This is a genomic window from Pseudomonas hunanensis (genome assembly GCF_013393325.1).
Classification (GTDB): Bacteria; Pseudomonadota; Gammaproteobacteria; order Pseudomonadales; family Pseudomonadaceae; genus Aquipseudomonas; species Aquipseudomonas putida_P.
Window position 1 is genome coordinate 1 of the sequence record NZ_QJRC01000082.1, and the last position, 20483, is coordinate 20483.

At 59.5% G+C, this 20483-nt stretch carries 17 protein-coding genes and 1 other RNA gene; 4 read left to right on the forward strand and 14 right to left on the reverse strand.

Annotated features, from left to right (window positions below; genetic code table 11):
- Nucleotides 1-217 precede the first annotated feature (217 nt).
- Nucleotides 218-1153, forward strand: a complete 936-nt coding sequence (locus tag DM807_RS10365; protein WP_179026968.1) for an IS110 family transposase — start codon at nucleotides 218-220, stop codon at nucleotides 1151-1153.
- Nucleotides 1154-1296: 143 nt separating this feature from the next.
- Here the strand turns inward: DM807_RS10365 and DM807_RS10370 are convergent, their stop codons facing one another.
- Entirely contained in the window at nucleotides 1297-2172 is an 876-nt protein-coding gene (locus DM807_RS10370; RefSeq protein WP_060493991.1) for a BrxR family helix-turn-helix transcriptional regulator, read from the reverse strand.
- A 119-nt stretch (nucleotides 2173-2291) separates the two neighbouring features.
- Between DM807_RS10370 and DM807_RS10375 the strand changes: the two genes are divergently transcribed.
- Nucleotides 2292-2552 carry a hypothetical protein gene (locus DM807_RS10375; protein WP_179027366.1) on the forward strand — a complete coding sequence of 87 codons (261 nt, stop codon included), beginning with the start codon at nucleotides 2292-2294 and terminating at the stop codon, nucleotides 2550-2552.
- 109 nt (nucleotides 2553-2661) lie between these two features.
- On the opposite strand, the gene DM807_RS10380 is transcribed toward DM807_RS10375, so the two are convergent.
- The 7 genes from DM807_RS10380 to DM807_RS10410 are packed head-to-tail and all read right to left on the reverse strand — an operon-like array spanning nucleotide 2662 to nucleotide 9507.
- Nucleotides 2662-3558: a hypothetical protein gene (locus DM807_RS10380; RefSeq protein ID WP_069942901.1), complete on the reverse strand. Its 897-nt coding sequence runs from the start codon at nucleotides 3556-3558 to the stop codon at nucleotides 2662-2664.
- Nucleotides 3558-4298: a DUF3944 domain-containing protein gene (locus DM807_RS10385; RefSeq protein WP_069942900.1), complete on the reverse strand. Its 741-nt coding sequence runs from the start codon at nucleotides 4296-4298 to the stop codon at nucleotides 3558-3560. The genes DM807_RS10380 and DM807_RS10385 overlap by 1 nt, the downstream gene beginning before the upstream one ends.
- A gap of 10 nt (nucleotides 4299-4308) precedes the next feature.
- Nucleotides 4309-4638 (reverse strand): YkgJ family cysteine cluster protein, encoded by a 330-nt coding sequence (locus DM807_RS10390; RefSeq protein ID WP_069942899.1) that lies wholly within the window; start codon nucleotides 4636-4638, stop codon nucleotides 4309-4311.
- Nucleotides 4631-6265: a dynamin family protein gene (locus DM807_RS10395; protein ID WP_179027352.1), complete on the reverse strand. Its 1635-nt coding sequence runs from the start codon at nucleotides 6263-6265 to the stop codon at nucleotides 4631-4633. The genes DM807_RS10390 and DM807_RS10395 overlap by 8 nt, the downstream gene beginning before the upstream one ends.
- Nucleotides 6262-8025: a dynamin family protein gene (locus DM807_RS10400; protein WP_179027353.1), complete on the reverse strand. Its 1764-nt coding sequence runs from the start codon at nucleotides 8023-8025 to the stop codon at nucleotides 6262-6264. The genes DM807_RS10395 and DM807_RS10400 overlap by 4 nt, the downstream gene beginning before the upstream one ends.
- A gap of 7 nt (nucleotides 8026-8032) precedes the next feature.
- Nucleotides 8033-8626: a hypothetical protein gene (locus DM807_RS10405; RefSeq protein ID WP_179027354.1), complete on the reverse strand. Its 594-nt coding sequence runs from the start codon at nucleotides 8624-8626 to the stop codon at nucleotides 8033-8035.
- A gap of 11 nt (nucleotides 8627-8637) precedes the next feature.
- Nucleotides 8638-9507: a GTPase gene (locus DM807_RS10410; RefSeq protein ID WP_179027355.1), complete on the reverse strand. Its 870-nt coding sequence runs from the start codon at nucleotides 9505-9507 to the stop codon at nucleotides 8638-8640.
- Between the two features lie 256 nt (nucleotides 9508-9763).
- Here DM807_RS10410 and DM807_RS10415 point away from each other — a divergent pair, with 256 nt between their 5' ends.
- Nucleotides 9764-11566, forward strand: coding sequence for a site-specific DNA-methyltransferase (locus DM807_RS10415; protein WP_179027356.1), 1803 nt, complete (start codon nucleotides 9764-9766; stop codon nucleotides 11564-11566).
- A 2-nt stretch (nucleotides 11567-11568) separates the two neighbouring features.
- On the forward strand, nucleotides 11569-14214 hold the full coding sequence (locus DM807_RS10420) for a DEAD/DEAH box helicase (RefSeq protein ID WP_179027357.1): 2646 nt from the start codon (nucleotides 11569-11571) through the stop codon (nucleotides 14212-14214).
- Nucleotides 14215-14374: 160 nt separating this feature from the next.
- Here DM807_RS10420 and DM807_RS10425 read toward each other — a convergent pair whose 3' ends face one another.
- From DM807_RS10425 to lldD, 6 genes are all read right to left on the reverse strand, one after another.
- A complete protein-coding gene (locus DM807_RS10425; protein WP_179027358.1) occupies nucleotides 14375-14638 on the reverse strand; it encodes a DUF3077 domain-containing protein in 264 nt (87 codons plus the stop codon).
- A 67-nt stretch (nucleotides 14639-14705) separates the two neighbouring features.
- Nucleotides 14706-14948: a hypothetical protein gene (locus DM807_RS27670; protein ID WP_069942891.1), complete on the reverse strand. Its 243-nt coding sequence runs from the start codon at nucleotides 14946-14948 to the stop codon at nucleotides 14706-14708.
- 359 nt (nucleotides 14949-15307) lie between these two features.
- Nucleotides 15308-15706, reverse strand: a transfer-messenger RNA (tmRNA) gene (gene ssrA / locus DM807_RS10430).
- A gap of 99 nt (nucleotides 15707-15805) precedes the next feature.
- On the reverse strand, nucleotides 15806-16096 hold the full coding sequence (locus DM807_RS10435; RefSeq protein ID WP_012274266.1) for a hypothetical protein: 291 nt from the start codon (nucleotides 16094-16096) through the stop codon (nucleotides 15806-15808).
- Nucleotides 16097-16414: 318 nt separating this feature from the next.
- Nucleotides 16415-19225, reverse strand: coding sequence for an FAD-binding and (Fe-S)-binding domain-containing protein (locus DM807_RS10440; RefSeq protein WP_179027359.1), 2811 nt, complete (start codon nucleotides 19223-19225; stop codon nucleotides 16415-16417).
- Between the two features lie 75 nt (nucleotides 19226-19300).
- Nucleotides 19301-20446 (reverse strand): FMN-dependent L-lactate dehydrogenase LldD, encoded by a 1146-nt coding sequence (gene lldD / locus DM807_RS10445; protein ID WP_012274264.1) that lies wholly within the window; start codon nucleotides 20444-20446, stop codon nucleotides 19301-19303.
- Nucleotides 20447-20483: the final 37 nt, after the last annotated feature.

Here is a 20483-nt window from a genome sequence, read left to right on the forward strand (position 1 = left end):
CCCGCTTGTGTCTTGAGGAGGGAATAGAATCTAAGGTGAGAGCGGTGAATGGCAAGTTGATAGCCCGAGGTGCCTCGAGCACGTGTGGGAGCACAAGCTGCCATTCACCGTTCCACTTTGGCGAGAGCCCGAACAGTTGGATGAGGGCCAAATCTCGAACCACAAGCGTGGGCCAAGCCAAAGCGCTCTCACTCCTTGAGTCTAAGAGGGTTTGGCCATGTTTTCCTCTGTCGGCATCGATGTTTCCAGCACCACACTTGCCGTGCACATCCGCCCCGAAGGTTTGAACTTCAATGTTTCCAATGACCTGAACGGATTCAGTCAGCTTGTCGAAAAACTCGGCGAGTATCAGGTTTCAGCAATCATCCTTGAAGCGACCGGCGGTTACGAATGCAACGTCCTGCGGGCTCTACATGACGCTGGTCTTCCGGCGTACCGGATAAACCCCAGCCGCGTCCGGGCCTTTGCCAAATCCATGGGTAAACAAGCCAAGACCGACCCCATCGACGCTGCGGTGCTGGCTCACTTCGCCGAAGTGCTGCCGCCTCAACGGTATACGGTAATGACGCCTGAACGGGCCTTGCTGCGCGAGTTGCTGATGCAGCGGGATCGCTTCGTCCAGCAACGTGACGATGACAAACGTCGGCTGAAGCAGGCCCAGTCAACCAGCGTCTGCTTCCGTCTGGAGCGCCACATTGTTTACCTGAAAGGTGAAATCAAAGCGCTCGAACTCGAGATCGCTGAACAGGCCGTGAAGCTCAATGACGACCGTGTCCCACGCCTCTTGGAGGTCAAAGGCATTGGCTTGGTCACGGCAACCAAGCTGGTGGCTCTGCTGCCGGAGTTGGGCCAGGTGGACCGTAAGGAAATCGCGGCACTGGTGGGTGTTGCACCGTTCAACCAAGACAGCGGCAAACACGCGGGCAAGCGCGAGATCTGGGGTGGCCGGTCACGTGTCAGGCGAGCGCTGTACATGGCCTGCTGGATCGTCATCCGATACAACCAAGACTTCGGAGCCCGCTATGCGGCTTTGCGGGCCGAGGGGAAATGCGCGAAGGTGGCGATAGTGGCGTGCATGCGGGTCTTGATCATACGGCTGAATGCGATGCTAAAGGCCGGAACACCTTGGCAGGAGCAGGTGGCCCATCCGTAAGAGTCAGCCATGCTGGCGATGCCCGGCAGAGCCGGGCCAAGGGCGCTACGCGCCCCATCGCCAGCAAGGCCAGCTTCCACAAGAAGACAGTTGCTCCCACAGAACAACACATGACGCGTTGCAGCTAGAGCAAGCGCCCAGCGTCAGTACTTCATCAACCACGGCTGCAGGTCCTGGAGGTTGCTCACCACCAGTTGCTGGGCCTCGGGCAGTATCGCCATGTTGCGGTGGTCGATTTGATACCGCTGCAACACATACTTCACCAATGCCCTGCGGCTAGGCACCACCAATTGGCCATCGGTCATGCCGAAGTCGGTTTCGATGATTGCCTGCTGCGCCGTGTTCAACCGCCCATCAGGCGCGAAGATGACCGGCACCTCGACATTCCAGTCTTCATCCTGCTCACGCGTGTTCGGCGACGCGTCGAGCAAGCCTGGCTGCCCACGCAGGCGGCTGAGGACGAAGTCGCGGTACTGGCCGTTCTTTTCGCAGTAGGCCCGCACGTGCCAGCGCATGCCGGTGTACACCAGCGTGTGCGGGGCGATCAAGCGCACCTCGACGTTGGGGGTGTTGAAGGATACGTATTCGGTTTCCAGGCGCAGGCCTTCACGGCAAGCCTTGAGCAATGGGCGCAGCACCTCTGGCCGAATAGGGCGGTCAGGCACCTCCAGTACACGGGTGTGCGCGTAGGCCAGTGCCAACCCGTCGATGTGCGGCGCCCGTTCGTTGTTCTGGTAGAGCAGGTGCAGATAGGCGCTGGCGCTGTTATCGATGAACAGCGGCTCGAACTGCTCGCTCGGTACATAGCCCTTGATCTGCTTGTCATACGTCAAGTTTTCGGGCGCATGTTCGGTGATGTAGGTATTGATGTCCTTCGACGCCTGCTGGCGGCTGATGCCAAAGCTCTGCATCAGGTGGCCCGTGGTCAGCCGGCCTTCCCACCAGGCAACGGTTTCGATCAAACGATAGCGAAGTGCCAGGTCCCAGCGTACCTGCTCGATGGATTGCTTGCGTTTCATACCCTCTCCATGTGCGCGATTACTTTACCTGTATAAGTCTACATTCTAGACGTGTAGTTTTGCATTACATATCTTTGGTTCGTCTTCGGAACGCTCCGAAGGTAGCAAAGGACATGAGCATGACGATGCCGGAAGTGGTTGCGACGGTTGCCTTGGTGGCGATGGGGATCATCTTGCTGGTGCTGATTCAGCAGGGGTTGAGGCTGGGCGAGCTGGGCAAGAAGGTGGAGCACTGCCAGAAGGATTTGCGCTGGTTGCAGATTTGGGAGATGGAGAACCGCGAGCTGAGGGCGGCGTTGCGGGCGGAGCGGGAACATGTGGGGCAGTTGCGGCGCAAGGTGGAAATCTTGCAGGGCATGACCCATGCGAATGAGCGTTGAGTATGGGCAGCACTGAACGGATTGGAGACTGCTCAGGCAAGCCATGCTTGAACTGGCCGGGCATGGGGCTCATGTTCGAGCCCCTTATCAACGGTGCTGGCCAGTGAACTTACGCCGCTTCGAGCACTGCCATACGGCCATTGGGCAACGTGAGCAATAGTTGATTTTCTGTCGACTGAATCAGTTGCCGTGCCCTATCTTCGATGCGCTGCAGGACTACCGTCTTGTCGCCCATGTTTCCCCGTACCAACTCGCGATGTTGGGCATTGAGGAACCCCTTGTACTGTTGCATTGCACCCTGATACCGCTCTGCGCCATCTTCCAGTATCTGCTGGGCGAGCATCGGCTTGCCTACACGGGCGGCCAGCAAATATTCCGTGTGAATGCCCAGCGGCATGATCTCCAGCATCATGTGGGCGAAGTTGACCACCAGCTCGTAGTGCTTACTGCTTACCTCGCTGCTGTTTTGCGCCAATGCCAGGACGTTGTCGATGAACGACATCGCATGGTTACGCTTGGCTGCAGCTGATGCCAGCAAGGGGTAAGCCACATCCTTGATTTCGCTTGCCAGGCTGCGGTCTTTGAGCAAGGTGCGGGCGACTTCGATACTGCCGATGTAGTCGGTGACCTTGTCCATGTAATAGACGATGTTCTGGGTATGCAGCTCTTTGGCGATTTCGTCGACCGTGTTCTGAATCTTGTCGAGTTTTGCCGCCAGGTACTTGGTCTGGATGATCAGCGCCCCGAGAATCACGCAGGTGGACGCGGCGGTGGCCATGACGGTAGTCATCTGCGCGGCCTTGAGTGCTTCTTCGGCGGACTTGAACACGGCTTCTTTGAACGGCAGGTGCTGGATGACGCCCGTCTTGCCACTGCCCGCCGCGTAATACGCCACGCCGTCATGGATGACTGCCTTGCCTGCCGCCAGCGCATCCAGGAGGGGCTTCGAAAAGGCCGCCTCGTCGAGTACCCAGATTTTGCTCAGAAGTTCTGCTGCTGCCTGCATTAGAAGTGATCCTCTTTTTCATACTGGCGCCGCATGAACGCGATTTGAATGACTGCCGGGATCGTGACCCGATAGGCCGTACCGCTGAGCAGAGGAACGGTCACAGCGATCGCTGCCAAAGGCCCGGCGATGGCCGCTACCGCGCGCCCGCCTACCAGCGCTGCAGCACCGCCGAGGGTCACCCCGATCGCATTGCTGAATGACGCAGTGGTACCCCTTGCAAGCCACGATGACCACTGCAGCGAACCCAGACCACCTGCACGAATGGCATTGATGATCGCGGCCAGCGGCAGCGCGCCGAGCGCGCCATTGAGGTTCATTTCCTCGGCTGTGCTACGCCGCTGTTCCGGCGACATTTGTTCCCAGCTCTTTTCTACCAGTTTTTCGATGAGCTGGTTTTCGATGGCGTAGGCGCTGGCTTTGCTGTCGTACTTCACATCGGTCTTGTCGCAGACGTCGCAGAGCATTTCCTTGTAGAGCACACCCTGACGGCGGAACAGGTTGACGATGGAGTCACCCGCGAAATGCTGCAACTCACCGGCAACCAGTTGCCAGCAGCGACGCCATTGATCTGGCTGGCCCTGCAGTTTCTTGAATTGCGGCTCATCGGCGATTTCGCTTGCTCTGCGCTTTTCTCCGTCCTTGTCGAACATGAGATAGGCCGCCAGGTTGCGGATGTCGTCTTCCCGGCAGTATTGCAGGAAGGCCAGGTCATCATCCGCGCGGTAGCTGATACCCATTCTGAAGTCCCTATGGTTGTGTAAAGCGGTTGTCTGTAGAAGCCAGGATTACCCGGGTGGCCTCGCCAGCGCCGAGCGCCTGCAATTGCTTGCACCCGGCTTCGTTCTTCTTGACGTACGTTTCCCAACTCATTGCCTGGCGATAATGCAGTTCGTACTGCCGATCGATGCGACAGGCGTCCGGCCGCTGGTCGTAGATGCGGCACCCGGCGTTGGCTTCATCCAGGTGCCGGCATACACCGTCGCCGCGGTCCATCACCGCGGTCTCAGCAAGCAAGTGCACACGTCGGCAGCATTCCATGCAGCGGCTGCAGGCAAAGGGCGTGGGGGTATCAGGCATACTCACCCATCGCGGCCTGGGCCTGGACCAACCGTTCACGGTCCTCGCTGAGACGGCGCTGGTCCTGGCCAAGGCTGCCACGCAGGCTCTGCAGTTTGTCCTTGATATCGGCAAAGTTGGTCTTCAGGTGACTATCGACCATGGCGTTCAGCGACCGCGAGAATTCCCAGGCCGTTTCGTCGGCGAATGCTTGGATTGCCTGTTCGCGGCGCTCGCGCTCCTGCTCCTCGCGTTTGGCTTGTTCTTCCAGTCGCTGCTGCTCAGGGTCGCCGGCAAAGGCGGAATACAGCGCACTGCCTACCTGGAAAGCAATACCGATGACGGGGATGACCTTACCGACGATCTGTTCGGCAACCTTGCCCATGGTGACTGGCCCGACCCCTTTGAACAGTGTCGGCAGCCACTGTTTGCCGACTTTCAGCGCGCTGACGACATGCTCGGCCTTGAGCATGCTGCTGGCCTGACGGACACCGGATTCGAGCAGGCTCAAGTCGACGCCCTGCGATGCGGGCAACTGGTTGGCGGGGGCCTGCGCTGTATCGAGGTCGGGTGCAGCCTGAGCGTTGTAAGCCTGTGGTTGTACCTGTACCTCTCGAATGACCTCGTCGAGCATCTCGGAGGCGTCCAGGCCCAGGCGGGTGAGTGCGTCTTCGAGCTCGCTGCAGACTTGTTCGTTGGCCTGCCCGATAAGCTGCTCGACCTTGCCTTGAGCGCCTTCGATGTTTTGGTTAAGCGCTGTGATCGTGCTCTTGCCAATGTAGGCGGCCTTGGCTTCGATCAGCGATTTCAAACCATGGCGAATATCGATTTCGCGGCGCGCGATCTCGCCATAGAAGGCGTCCAGGCGTTTGATCGCAGCTTGGTCCTGGCGTTTGTCCAGCTCGGCTACCGTTGCATCGAGGAAGCTGCGCAGTTCGTTAGCGACACGCGCCACGATTGCCTTCTGCTCCACGGATGCGAAGAACCCTTCCAGATCGCGTTCAAACTTTGGAAAGCCCGAGCTGTTCAGCAGGTTCTGCTTGTTCTCCAGTTTCGCCTTGAGCGCGGAGCGGGCGTTAACCTCGACGATCGGGATATGCCCCAGCACCTTCTGGGAGCCGGCCTTTTGTTGAATGCGCTCGCTGAGTTCGTCCTTGATGCGGGCCAGGTCGATCGGGTCGAAGCGGCTTTTGCAGTTGAGCACCAGAAAGATCATCTTGCCGGCAAGCACCAGTTCCAGCAGCACATCGAGGGTTTTTTCCTCCTCGACCACACCCAGCGGGTTGACCACAAAGATCACCACATCCGACTGCACCAGCTGTTCGCGCGTGATGGCCTCGTGCTCCAGCGGCGCGTCGATGCCGGGTGTATCGAGCACTTCGAAGTCGCCCCAGCGATAGCCCTGCACACGGGCGGTCTCCGGCACATCGGCTACCGCAGCCAACTCTTTGCCAAGCAAGGCGTTGATCAGCGTGCTTTTACCGGCGTTATAGACGCCGTACACCATGATGCTCGCACCCGCTTGCGCCTTCTTCGCCCGGCTCAGTTCGCGAATGCTGGCGACAGTGTGCGGGTTGTAGGTTTCACACAGACCATCCACTTCGTCGTAGAGGGCTAGCAGTTGGGTCATCGGGCCTGGTTGAGTCATTGCGCGGTGCTCGTTTCAAGGGTTATGAGCGCCTGACGCAGGCGCTCCATTTCGATGGTCAGGATTTGGCAGTATTCGAGCATGGAGTCCCGTAGGGGATCGTAGATGCCACGTACCTGCTCGTTGAGGTAGGCAGGCAGGGCGTCGGCGTACTGCTCGAGAGCTGCCTGGCGTTGTTCTTCCAGGTTGTCGCCGACCACCACATTGTGTTTGGCGCGGATGGCCTCGGCGCTGCGACCAATCATGCTCGCGGCACTGCCCAGCGAAGCCCCGGCTGCGGCGCCTGCGGGGCCGCCGACGAAGAAGCCAATGACACCACCGACAACCGCCCCGCCCGCTCCCCAAGCGGTTTTGGTGCTGCTGCGAGTGCCGCTGATGTATTCCTTCTCGACCGTGACCTCGCGGTACGCCGGAATGGCGCCGATGCGGCTGGTATCGAAGGCACGTTGCAGCGCATTTTGCTGGCTTTCACCGATACCCTTCATGGCCTCGCCGGTCAGGCGGCCCAGCAGGGTGGCCAGGCGCTCGCGCAGCTGAGGCTGTGCGTCGCCGGGGCGTGGCCCGTTGTAGAGCTGGTTGACGAAACTGCGCATTTGCGTGACGCCCTTCTGGCTCAGGGTCCGCAGCTCGCGCTCCACTGCCTGCTCCTGCTTCTGGATCTGCAGCTCGAACGTCTCGGTCAGTTCCTTGATCAAGCTCAGGTCGTCGCAGGTTTCAGCCACGGCCTTGCGCAGGTTGTTCAAGGGGGTGGTCAGCTTGAGGTTGAGACCTTCACCTTGCGACAGCGTCTTGAGGGTTTGGAACAGGGTGCCCAGGCCACTTTCCTGCAAGTGCGAGGGGTGGCGCTCGGCGAAGCGGGTCGAGATGGGCAGGATGCGGACATGGCTGGCAGCGTCCTTCTGCATCTCCACCAGGTTGCCGGTGACTTCCTGGATTTGCCGCTGCTGGGTTTCCTTGGATTTCATCAATACTTCGGTGACGAGTTGCCCATCATCGTCTTCGTCTTCTTCGGTGATATCGCTGCCGGTCAGCAGAATCATCAACGAGCGTTTGCCATCGAGCAGGCTCCTGACCTCGCTCATGTCCGACTGGCGGCCAGGCGCTTGCGAGTTCATGGTGTAGAGAATCAGGTCCGCCTGGTCGACATACTTGCGCGCCAAGTTGCCATTGGCCGCATTGGTGGAATGCAGCCCAGGCGAGTCGACCCAGGTGAACCCAGGCAGCTTGAATCCTTGAATCGAACTGGTGGCCTCAGTGGCACCGACCCTGAATTGCTTGGAGCTGCATGCCTCGCCTTCTTTGTCGCCACTGGCGACGTCGGTTCGGTCATGAGAAAAGTAAGTGGGTTTCAGCGTGGCCTGGGCTTTCAGTTGCGCAGTGGGTTCACTGTGCCCCCAAGCCACGTAGTTGCCCAGCGAGCTCTTGCCTGATTTGACCTTGCCGTACACGAACACCAGTAAGGAGTCGTTGAAGTTCTCACGAAAGACCGCGCCCTTCGCACGCACCTCGGCGCGCTCTTCCCAGACCATGAACTGGTCAGTCAGGCGCTGCGCCATCTGGGTCGCACCTTCCTTGAGCGGATTGTTGTCACTGACCGCGCTGGCCATGCTCTCAGTTTGCTGACGCAAGTGCTTTACAAAACCGGTGCGCAGCGTGTCGAAGCTTTGCTGAGCCTGCGCGAGGCTTTGCTTCTGGCTGGCGAATTGACCCTGCAGTTGTTGAAAGACCTGCATCAATTCATCACGAGTAACGGTGCTCATCGATCTATCACGCCTTAAGCAGAAGTTGACGTTTCAGTTGCTGCAGGCGCTCGATACGTGCCTGGGCGACTTGCGCTTGGGCGAGCGCCGCCTGGTCGGAGGCAGATGCTTCGGCAGGGGCGGTCACGGATTCGAGCAGGTTCACGCCCTGCATGAAATGAACGATGTGCCCACCTTCCATAGCGGACGACGCCTGGAGAATGGCTTTGACCGTCTTACCGTAACTGGACGTCGATGACGCGGTGCTGCGGATACGTTGTTCAAGCTGATCCCCCGTCACCCCTTCGAGCGTCAAGCGCGTCATCTTGGTTACGCCTTCAGATACCGGGTTGTGCTTGCCCGGCGAGGCCGCCAGTGTCGATGCCGCCCCTCTGAGCTGGGCCTTGAGTTGTTCCCGCCGCTCACCGGCGAGAGACTGGACGCGGGCCTTGAGGTTTTCTTGCTCGCGCAGGCGCTTGGCTTCCCGCTCCTGCTCAAGCCGCTCGCTGTCGTCGTAGTGCGTGGTACTGCTTGAAGACGAAGGGGTGTCGTCACTGACCGCTTTAGCGATGGCGGCGGCGGCGGCGACTGCCGCAACGCCGATCAACCAAGGTAGAGGCATTGCAAGTCTCCTTACTTGAGGCTGTCGAGTTTGGTGCGTGCTTTCTGCATGTCGGACGTATGGGTCTTGAAGGTCCGGCGAGCGCTGTCGATGTGCTTGACGAAGGCTTTGGCCTTGACCACATACGGCTCGGTGATCTGCTCGATCAGCTTGAGGTCCTGTTCAATCAATGCGTCGATACGCGTGCCCAGCTCCAAGGCGCGCCGTGCCAGGCGCTGTTGCCGGGCGTCAGCGAGCGACTTGGCGAGGCGCTTCGAAAGCGATTGCAGGTGTTGCGCCAGCTGTGGAATGCCGCTTTTTTCGCAGAGCCCTTGCTTGTTTTTCTCTACACCGCTTTTGAAACGCGTGTTGGAAATGACAAAGCATTCAGGCGCCGTGCCTAGATGGATCAGGGCCTGACGTTCGATGGTGTCCTTGACTGCGGCGAGGTCGGCGTCTTGCAGCTTGTCCAGCTGGCTGATCACCAGCACCACGCGTTCACCCACGTCTTGGCCATAGGCGCTGCGCAACTGATCGAGCAGGGCCACTTCTTCCTGGTCAAGCTCACCAGGTGGGGCATGGACGAACAGCACGACATCAGCGGCATCAAGGCCCTGGTTCGCTTGCAGAGTGTCGTCCTGGTCATAGCCCAAGCCTGGGGTGTCCACTAGCACGTAGTGGTCTAGTTCCAGTGCCTGGTTGGTACGGGTGGTACGCACATCACCCGTTTGGAAATGCTCGTCGCTGGCATGGCCGCTGAGCATATTGAGCAGGGAGCTTTTCCCTGCTTTGACCAGGCCCCAGGCGGCAATGCGGGGCTTGGCCGGGGAAGCCTCGTCGCGCTGGCTGGCAAACAGCTGGTACTCCGCCTCCAGCGCCTCAAGTCGTTTGGTTCGGTCCATCAGTCAGCGTCTCCTGTCGCATCACTGTTGCTGCAGTGCATCAGTCCACTGCAAGGCTCCGGATGTTGGGTATGATGTCATATGGCTAGTAAATGTGCAGTTTGACTTTTGTTGAGCGGCGAGGGGGCGCTATGGCTGTTGCATAGCGTGGAACGGCTTGGGTTGAGGAGCAGCGGCTGGGTGCCAAGGCCGCCGCTGATAACGAACAGCAGATGCCTGCTTCAAGGCGCTGCGTTGATTGGATCAGGAGTTTGCAATGCCCACGCTTGAGTTCAAAGGTAAGCAGTTTATTTATTCCCATCACCTTGGGGTGCCGTTCCGAGAATTACAGGTGGTTCCCGAGAAGTCGCTACCCGCTGCAGGCAACGAACCATCGTTGGATGACAACCTGATTATTCAGGGCGACAACCTTGAGGCGCTCAAGGCGCTGTTACCCACTCACGCTGGCAAGGTCGATTGCATTTTTATCGATCCACCGTATAACACCGGTGAAGAAAAATGGTGTTACAACGATAACGTCCGCTCCCCCCTCATGAAGGAATGGCTGAAAAAATCAGCGGATCCGGTAGATAAGGAAGACCTGGAGCGACATGACAAATGGCTGTGCATGATGTGGCCAAGAATCAGTCTTCTCAAAGAGCTGATGTCCTCAAGGGGTAGCATATGGGTGACGCTGGACGATCATGAGCCTCACCGGCTGCGAATGTTGATGGACGAGGTGATAGGGGCGGATAAGTTTGTAGCAAACATCGTGTGGCAGCACGCTGTTCAAGGGAAGGGGTATAGCGATATTTTTTCCGTTCATCATAACCATATTATTGTGTATGGGAATGAAGACTTTTCTTTTGAAGGGTTGGACAGGACGGAAGAGGACAATGTTAATTATGCTAACCCGGACAATGACCCCAACGGGGCATGGCGACTTGGCGATGTCCGTAACGCGCTGTATCGCCCAAAGCTAAAGTATCCGCTAAAGACCCCGTCTGGAAAATATATCGACTCACCGGAAAATGGGTGGAGGTGGAAAAAGGAAACCTTCGAGAAAAAAATTGCCTCCGGGGAGGCGTTGTTTGTTGATGATGAGACCCGTGTCATTCGAAAGATTTACCTGAAGAATCAGGATAAACGAGCGCCGGAAACCATCTGGTTTGCATCAGAGGTTGGAAGTACACGGCACGCCAATACAACGTTGAAGAACATTTTTGGTGGCACGTCACCCTTTCCAACGCCGAAGCCCGTTGAGTTGGTGAGTCGGATTCTAAAACTCGCAGCCTATGAGGACTCGATAGTCCTTGATTCATTTGCCGGTTCGGGCACAACCGCTCACGCCGTGCTCGAAGCCAACAAGGCGGACGATGGCAATCGTCGTTTTGTACTTGTCGAATGTGAAAATTACGCTGATGAGATAACGGCTGAGCGTGTTCGCCGTGTAGTCAAAGGCTATTCCTATACGGGCACCCAGCGCGAAGAATTGCACCGGGAATCTATTAGCTGGAGCGTCTTCGGAAACGAAAAAAAACACAAAAAGGTGATGGAGCGGATTAATTCCATTGAAAAGCGCCATTGCGATAAGTACGACAAGATCACCAAAAAGATCAAGGATGACGTACTCACAGTGACGGGTGAGCGTGCGATAAAAGAAACCGCACCCGGCCTGGGTGGAAGCTTCACCTACTGCACCTTGGGTGAGGTCATTGATGTTGAAAGCCTGCTGACCGGCGAAGGGATGCCTAGCTTTGAGGCGCTGGCCCGCTACGTGTTCTATACCGCCACTGGCCAGTCTCTGGACAGGGTGGGTAAACCCACGGCGGATGGCCTGGTTGGCGAAACCGAGCTGTTCCGTATCCACCTGCTCTACAAACCTGATACGTCGTGGTTGCGCTCCAACGATGCGGCGCTCAATGCCGATCGGGTGGCCATCATTGAAGCCGGTAACAAGCATGGCAAACGGGCGATCGTGTTTGCGGTGGCCAAGTTCATGAGCCAGAAGGAGCTGACGACGCGGCGCATCGAGTTCTGCCAGTTGCCTTATGCCGTGCATCGGATTTTGGGAGATTAAGCATGGAGCTCAAAGAATATCAGCAGGGGGTACTCGAACGGCTGGAGCGTTACCTGGCTGTGCTGGCTGAGGCGCGTGAAGAAGCCGAGGACTTTGTAGCGTTTCAGAAGAGCAAAGGCAGAACGGCCAACGTGGGCGATTACTGCAAGGCGGCGTGGGATCAGCTGAACACGGAACGCTTGTTGCCCTACCTGTATCACGGTGGTAAGCCGGTGGTGGCCCCCTACCTGTCACGTCATGATGGCAAGGGCGACACGATCCCGACTATCTGCCTGAAAGTACCAACCGGCGGCGGTAAAACCCTATTGGCGACTGCCTCGCTTGAGCGCGTGCAGGCGGATTACTTCAAGCGCCAGACGGGCATGGTGTTATGGACCGTACCTTCGGATGCGATTTACCGGCAAACCTGGAAACAATTGGCCAATCGGGAGCACCCCTACCGGCAGATGCTGGAACGGGCATCGGGTGGCCGTGTAAAACTACTTGAGAAAGGGGATGCCTTCACCCGTAAAGAGGTGGAAGAGCAGTTGTGCGTCCTGCTGCTAATGCTGCCGTCGGCGGCGCGCCAGACCAAGGAAACACTGCGGATGTTCCGCGACAGTGGCCGCTTCACGTCTTTCTTCCCCTTGGAAGATGATCACGAAGCGAATGTGCAACTGCTCAAGCAAGTGCCCAACCTTGACCAGAATGACTTGGCCGACCTCGGGTATGCCGATGGCGTGGTTCCGGGGGCGGTATCGATCAAGCAAAGCCTGGGCAATGTGCTGCGGCTAGTACGCCCAGTGGTCGTGATTGATGAGGGCCATAAAGCCTATTCCAATACTGCGCGCGACACCTTGGCTGGCTTCAATCCACGCTTCATCCTGGAGCTGTCCGCAACACCCAATACCAATGGCAGGCATCACTCTAACGTGCTGGTCAACGTTCCAGGTACGGTCCTCAAAGATGAGGAAATGATCAAGCTGCCGATCAATGTCATTAACGAGGCCAAGGGTGGCTGGAAGCAAACGCTGTTGCTGGCTCATGCCAAACAGCAGGAATTGGAAGATGCCGCGTTGGCGTTCCAACGTGCGTCTGGCCGCTATATTCGTCCTATTGTACTTGTGCGTGTGGAGCGTACCGGCAAGGAGCAGCGTGATGCGGGGTTCGTGCATGCCGAGGACGCCCGCGAATACCTGCGTGATCAGCTGGGCGTGAGGGAAGAGCATATTCGGCTCAAGACCTCCAGCAACGACGAGCTGGCAGACGAAGACCTTCTGTCAGCCAATTCCGCGGTGCGCTTCATCATCACCAAAGATGCGCTGCGCGAAGGCTGGGACTGCCCCTTTGCCTACGTGCTGGCTATCCTTTCGCGTACAACGGCAACCACCGCCCTCACCCAAATGATAGGGCGCGTGCTGCGCCAGCCCCACGCACGGACAATCGGTGTAGGCGCGCTGGACGAGTGTTACATCTTCACCTTCGATCAGGATGTGATGGAGGCGGTCAAAGGGGTGCGTAAAGGGCTGGAAGGCGAAGGCATGGCGGACCTGGCGTCCAGCGTCAAAGCGTTGGATTCAGAGAGCGGCCAGGCCCGCAATGTGCGACGGGAAACGGTGCGGCGAAATGAAAAGTTCGCGGGGCTGCCCATTTTTCTACCCCGTGTTTTGCATCGGGACAGCAGCGCACCCCATGGCTACCGTGCATTGGACTACGAGCGCGATGTACTCGGCGAGCTGGATTGGGGGGGCTTGAAATTCCTGGCGGCTGACAAGGCCGTTATGGATGCCGATAAGTTGCAACGGACGGTTGCTCGCGTCAGTCTCAACCAACAAGTAAAAGAGCCTGGGGAAGCGGTCATCGACCTGGAGCAGTATGAAGTCAAGGCTATCCCGGATGAGGGGCTAGATGCTCCCTACCTGGTTCGACAGCTTTTGGACGTCGTCCCTAACCCATGGCAGGGCATGCGTTTGCTCGAGGAAACCCTGGAGGTGCTGCGCAGCAGCGGCATCAGCGATGACCTGCTTTATATCAACCGGCTCGACTTGGTAAACACCATGAAGACGGACCTTCGTGCGCAGGTGAATACCCTGGCAGAGGCCCTATTCCGCGCCAAGTTGGAGAGCGGTGACATCGCGTTGCGGTTGGTATCGTCCAATGACCCGGCGCTAAACTGGGAAATTGCTGAAACGCTGGATATAGACGTGGCTGATGTTGATCCGCTCCTTCATCGAAAGAATGGCGAGCCTTTGCAGAAAAACCTCTTCGAGAAGGTGTACCAGAAAGAGTTCAATAGCCTGGAAAAGAACACGGCCTGGTACCTGGATGAACATAAGTGCGTGTATTGGTGGCACCGTATAGCCGTGAATCAGCGCTCATACGCCTTGCAAGGCTGGCAACGCCACCGTATTTACCCCGACCTGCTGGCCTGCATACAAGGCACTGAGAATGGCAAGCTTCGCTTCTCGGTACTGGAAACCAAGGGCGACCACCTCAAAGGCAACGACGACACCGAATACAAGCGCAAGTTGTTCGAGCTGTTGACCCAGTATGCCGATGAGGCTGCCACGGTGGGTCAGCTTGATCTGGCAGGCCAAGGTGAGGAGATTCACTTTCAGCTGGTGATGGAAAACGATTGGGCGCAGGCCGTTTCAGCCACACTTCAATAATCTACGCTCGGCTTGATCTTCTGTTCGAGCAATAGAAGACAAGCCGCTTGTTTGATCCTGTTGCCTTTGTCTGCAGCCTGCAGTCCCTCGGCGTTGATCGTTTGGAAGAACAGGGGCCAAGCGCCTGCCGCTGACCCCTTGAAACATCACAGTACGTGATTCAACGCATCATGCCGAGTTCGGCATCATCCAGCAGTGCTTTGCCTAAAGCACAGAGGTAGTGCGCCGCCCAGATCAGCTTCGGTTTATCTTCCATCAGCCCGTCGATGGTCAGGTCCCTCGCATAGCCCATCAGTTCCGAGGCCTGTTCGCGGGCGTTTTGACACGGAATGCTGGCTTCGATGCGAAACAGTGGGTGGGTCTGGTTTTCGCCTTGAAAGAAGATAGTTTTACCGACTGTGCATTTTGTGTCTTCGGTAGTCATGGATCAATCTCCCTGGTCTTGTTGATACCTGGGTATGTCTATCGCCGGGAAGCCGGCTCCCACAGGCTTAATGCATCGGTCGCGAGTTGTCTGGCTGCTGTATTTGCGCCAACGCTGATTCGAGCAATCGACGCAGGGCTTCAAGCTCGTGCAGTGAGGCCATGAGCAAAACCGCTGCGGGCGACCTGGGCTGCATCAGCATCGCTTGCTGGGCTACGGCTTCTGCGCAGAGCGCGTAGTCCGAGGCCATGATGATCGTGTCTTCCAAGGAGTGGAGTGGGTGAGGCGGATCAGGAACTATCTTTAGCATCGTACTGTGTTCTCGATAGGGGCTACCGCCAATCCGCTGTCAAACGGAAGGGTGGCAGCTGCGCATGGGTTGACAGACCGGCGAACACAGAAACCGGCGCACGCGAGCGTGCCCCATGCACAACCGCCATGAACGGTTATGCGTGCTGTGTATCGTTGCGGCCTGTCAAAGCCGATCGTTGATGAGCAACGACCCACCGAGACTAAAACCCTGAAAAAATGACCGCAACGGAAAACAGGCGCTGGGAGTATCTTTGGGAAACGTCCTACTCGGAAGGGGTTAAATCCGCTTTTTCCACCTGCACATCCCTAAATCCAAGCACAAAAAAAGACGCCCGAGGGCGCCTTCTTCTTTGGATTTGGTGGAGCCGGGGGGATTTGAACCCCCGTCCGCCAGTACTCCGCTGTCGGTACTACATGCTTAGCCGTGTCTACTGATTTAATCCGCAGCCGCCCGACGGGCAGGGTGCTTTGGATGAGTTGTGTAAGTTTTAGTCACTTCGCCCACAACGTGCTACGCGACGATCCTGTTCTGTATGACAATCAGTTCGGGTTTACAGGCATCCCCTAGTGATTGCTGGAGCCGAAGCTACCAGAAGCAACGGGTCAAGAGGACCGCTTAAGCGGCCAGCTTGAACTCCGCGCCGTAGTTTTCGTCATTGGCAACTATAAAAGTTGCAACAGTGGATTTACGAGTTCTGTTACCAACTCGGCATGCACCTAGAGTTTCGCTACCGGCGTCGAATCCTAATCGGCCCCACACTAGCGTTACGCTAACGCACCTTACGGCGCGTGGGATGGAGTATACGGCATTGCGCGGGCGACGTCGACAGCCGGTCCTGTCGCCCGCTTTTGGGCTCATGCGCCGCCGCTGCCGGTGCCGCTGCCTTTCTCGGTTTTTTCCAGGCGCTCCAGCACTTTGCTGGTGATGGCGATGCATTCCTTGGTGTCGCCCGAGGCCTGGGCGGCCTTGGCTTTGTCGACGTGCTCGGTGATGGCTTTGTCCAGGCCCTCGGAGGTGGCGCCGGCAGTGGCCATGCTGTCGTCGATCTTTTGCAGGTTGGTGGTGCAAAGGTCTTCGGCGGCGAACACCGGCGAAGCCAGCAGGGTGGCGGCCGCGAACAGGGCCGAAAGCGCGGTACCTTTCATGGGTGTCTCCTCTGGGGCCTCTGGAAGGTGGGCCTGTAGGGTGGACTGTGGGGGAATGGCGGGGGTTCAATCGGGATGGTGGCGGGGCGATATGAGAAGGGGGGATGGCACCGGCTTTGCCGGTGTTCGCGGCTGAAGCCGCTCCCACTGGATCGTGCTTGGCCCGGGCTTGCGCTGTACCTGTGTAGGAGCGGCCTTGTGTCGCGATCGGGCCGCAAAGCGGCCCCACGATTTATGCACCCACGCTGACACCCTGGGGCTGCTTCGCAGCCCGATCGCGACACAAGGCCGCTCCTACAAAGGTGAAGGTGCCAGCCTTTAGATGCTGCGGGGGCGGGTGACGCGGTCTACTAGGTAGACCAGGCCGTGGTAGTCGATGCCGCTGTGGCTCGACAGGCCAATCTCGCAGGTGCGGCTGGTGGAGATGCCTTCGCTGCAATACTGCACGGCATCTTTCAGGCTGCGCAGCGAATGGGCGTTCAGCTCGGGGGTGGTGAAGCCTTTGTCGCCGGCAAAGCCGCAGCAATGAATGCCTTCGGGGATGACCACCTGTTTGCTGCAACGCCGCGCCAGGTCGATCAGCGCCTGGCTTTCACCCAGATGCTGGGTGCTGCAGGTCACGTGCACGGCTACGGGTTCGTCCTGGGGGGTGAATTCCAGGCGGTCGAGCAGGTGGGTGCGAATGAAGCGCACCGGGTCGTACAGGTCCAGCCGGGTGTCGCCCAGGTCTTGCACCAGGCGCAGGGTGCAGGGGCTGGTGTCGCAGTAGATCGGGTCGAGGCCGCCACGGCTGGCGTGCAGCAGGGCGTTGATCAGTTCCTGGCGCTTGTGTTCGGCTTGCTCGGGGTAACCTTTGGAGGCGAACGGCTGGCCGCAGCACAGGCTGTCGGCGTTGTCGGGGAACACCACCTGGTAGCCGGCCTTTTCCAGCAGGGCGCGGGTTTTGTCCAGCAGCGAACTTTGCTCGCGGTCGGCATAGGCCGGGCCCATCACCCGTGAAACGCAGGCCGCCAGGTACACCACGCGGGGGCGGGCATCGTTGCTGGCCGGGCCGAAGCTGATCGGGCGCAGCGGTTGCGGCATGGCCGGGGTCCACTGTGGCAGGCGGCCTTTGCTGGCTTTGCTCAGCGAGGCGCTCAAGCGGCCCAGGCGCGGGGCACCCAGCAGTTTGCGGGCGGTGTTGGCAGCGGTCAGGGTCAGGCGCGCACCGCTCAGGGCGGTGTGGAAATGTTCGGCCAGCCAATCGGCGGTTTTTTTGTGGTCGGCGGCCTGGCTGCGCAGTTTCTTCACCAGTTCACCGGTGTTGATGCCGACCGGGCAGCGCTGGGCACACAGGCCAGTGGCGGCGCAGGTGTCGATGCCTTGGTACTGGTAGGTGTGCATCAGGTCGCGGGTGTCGACGCCGGCGCGTTGCTTGGCCTTGATGTCGCGCCACATGACGATGCGCTGGCGTGGGCTGAGGGTCAGGCCCTTGGACGGGCACACCGGTTCGCAGAAGCCGCATTCGATGCACTTGTCGACGATTTCGTCGGCGGCAGGCAGTGGCTTGAGGTTTTTCAGGTGGATGTCCGGGTCTTCGCTCAGCACCACGTCGGGGTTGAGAATGCCGTTGGGGTCGAGCAGGCGCTTGAGCTGCCACATCAGCTGGTAGGCGTCATGGCCCCATTCCAGCTCCACGAACGGCGCCATGTTGCGCCCGGTGCCGTGTTCGGCCTTAAGCGAACCGCCAAACTCCACCGCCACCAGTTGTGCCACGTCGTCCATGAACGCCTGGTAACGGGCGATTTCTTCGGCGCTGTTGAAGCCCTGGGTGAAGACGAAGTGCAGGTTGCCTTCCAGTGCGTGGCCGAAAATGATCGCTTCGTCATAGCGGTGCTTGTCGAACAGCTGGATCAGGCGGTTGACGCCCTCGGCCAGTTGCTCGACGGGGAAGGTCACGTCTTCGATGATCACCGTGGTGCCGGTCTGGCGCACGGCGCCGACGGCGGGGAAGGTGTCCTTGCGGATTTTCCACAGCTGGTTGTACACGGCCGGGTCTTCGCTGAAGTCCACCTGTTGTTCCAGTGGGTAGTCGGCGATCGAGGCCATCACCTGTTGCAGTTGCTCGTGCAGCAGGCTTTGGCTGGCGGCGCGGGACTCGATCAGCAAGGCGCAGGCGTTGTCCGACAGGCCTTTTACCCACAGCGGCATGCCAGGCATGTTCTGCACCGAGCGCAGGCTGCGGCGGTCGAGCAGTTCCACGGCCGAGACTGGCTGGTGCTTGAGCACGGTCACCGCGCGGCAGCAGCTTTCGACGCTGGGGAACACCAGCAGGGCGCTGGCCTTGTGCGGGTGGTCGGGCACAGTGTCGTAGGTGACGGCGCTGATGAAGCCCAGGGTGCCTTCGGAGCCAACCAGCAGGTGTTGCAGGATATCCAGCGGCTGGTCGTAGTCCACCAGTGCGTTCAGTGACAAACCGGTGGTGTTCTTCAGCCGGTATTTGTGTCGGATGCGTTCGGCCAGCGCGGTGTTGGCGCGGGTTTCGCGGCCCAGGCGGGCCAGCGCCTCCAGCAGCTCGGCGTGGCTGGTTTCGAAGGCGGCCACGCTGGCCGGGTCTTCGCTGTCCAGGCGGGTGCCGTCGGCCAGCACCAGGCGCAGGCCGGCCAGGGTGTGGTAGGTGTTCTGCGCGGTGCCGCAGCACATGCCACTGGCGTTGTTGGCGACGATGCCGCCGATCTTGCAGGCGTTGATCGAGGCCGGGTCCGGGCCGATCTTGCGGCCGAAGGGGGCCAGCCAGGCGTTGGCCTGGGCGCCGATCACGCCAGGTTGCAGGCGGATCTGCTCGCCTTGGCCGCGGATTTCCTTACCCCCCCAGCTGTCGCCGAGTACGATCAGCACCGAGTCAGTGATGGCCTGGCCGGACAGGCTGGTGCCGGCGGCGCGGAAGGTGACCGGCACCCGCTCGCGCTGGGCCAGTTTGATCAGGCCGACCACTTCGTCCTCGGACTCGACGCGTACCACCAGCTTGGGGATCAACCGGTAGAAGCTGGCGTCGGTGCCGAAGGCCAGGGTGGAAGTGGGGTCGTCGAAGCGGCGTTCGGCGGGTATCAGGCGCTCGGCATCACGCAGGAACGCGGCGGGCAGGCTCATGCAATCTCCTCGCGGGGCTGTGGCGTCTGTGCGCCACATGCCCCGGGTCAATCAGGCGGTCGTTCTTGCAGGCGGTCAGGCGCCCAGTTCGCGTACCAGCGAGTCACGGGTGATCTCGCTGATCGACTTGGCACCGGTCAGCACCATGGCCACGCGCATTTCTTTCTCGAACAGCTCCAGCAAGTTCTTCACGCCAGCCTGGCCATGCACGGCAAGGGCGTAGAGGAAGGCGCGGCCGATCAAGACGGTGTCGGCGCCCAAGGCGATCATGCGCACCACGTCCAGGCCGCTGCGAATGCCGGAGTCGGCCAGAATCTTGAGGTCGCCCTTGACCGCGTCGGCAATCGCCGGCAGGGCGCGGGCACTGGACAGCACGCCGTCGAGCTGACGCCCGCCGTGGTTGGACACGACGATACCGTCGGCACCGAACTTGACCGCATCGCGGGCGTCGTCGGCGTCGAGGATGCCCTTGATGATCATCGGGCCGTCCCAGTACTCACGAATCCATTCCAGGTCTTTCCAGGAAATGGATGGGTCGAAGTTGTTACCCAGCCAGCCGATGTAGTCGGCAAGGCCGGTTGGGTTGCCACGGTATTTGGAAATGTTGCCCAGGTCATGCGGGCGGCCCATCACGCCGACATCCCATGCCCACTCTGGGTGGGTCATGGCTTGCAGCACGCGGCGCAGCGGGCCGTTCTTGCCGCTCATGCCGGAGTGGGCGTCGCGGTAGCGGGCGCCGGGCACTGGCATGTCGACGGTGAATACCAGGGTCTTGACCCCGGCAGCCTTGGCCCGCTCCAGGGCGTTACGCATGAAGCCGCGGTCCTTGAGCACATACAGCTGGAACCACATCGGCCGGTCGATGGCGGGCGCCACTTCTTCGATCGGGCACACCGACACCGTGGACATGGTGAACGGGATGCCATGGGCGGCCGCCGCACGCGCCGCCTGCACTTCGCCACGGCGGGCGTACATGCCGGTGAGGCCGACCGGGGCCAGGGCCACCGGCATGCTCAGGGTTTCGTCGAACAGGCGGGTGGAAAGGCTGAGCTCGGACATGTTGTTCAGCACGCGCTGGCGCAGGGCAATGCTGGCCAGGTCCGAGACGTTGTGGCGCAGGGTGTGCTCGGCGTAGGCGCCGCCATCGGCGTAGTGGAACAGGAAGGGAGGCAGCTTGCGTTGGGCCGCGGCGCGATAGTCGGTAGAGGCAGAAATGATCATGGATTCTCGCAGCGTTGCTTGTGGGGAGTGCCGGGCG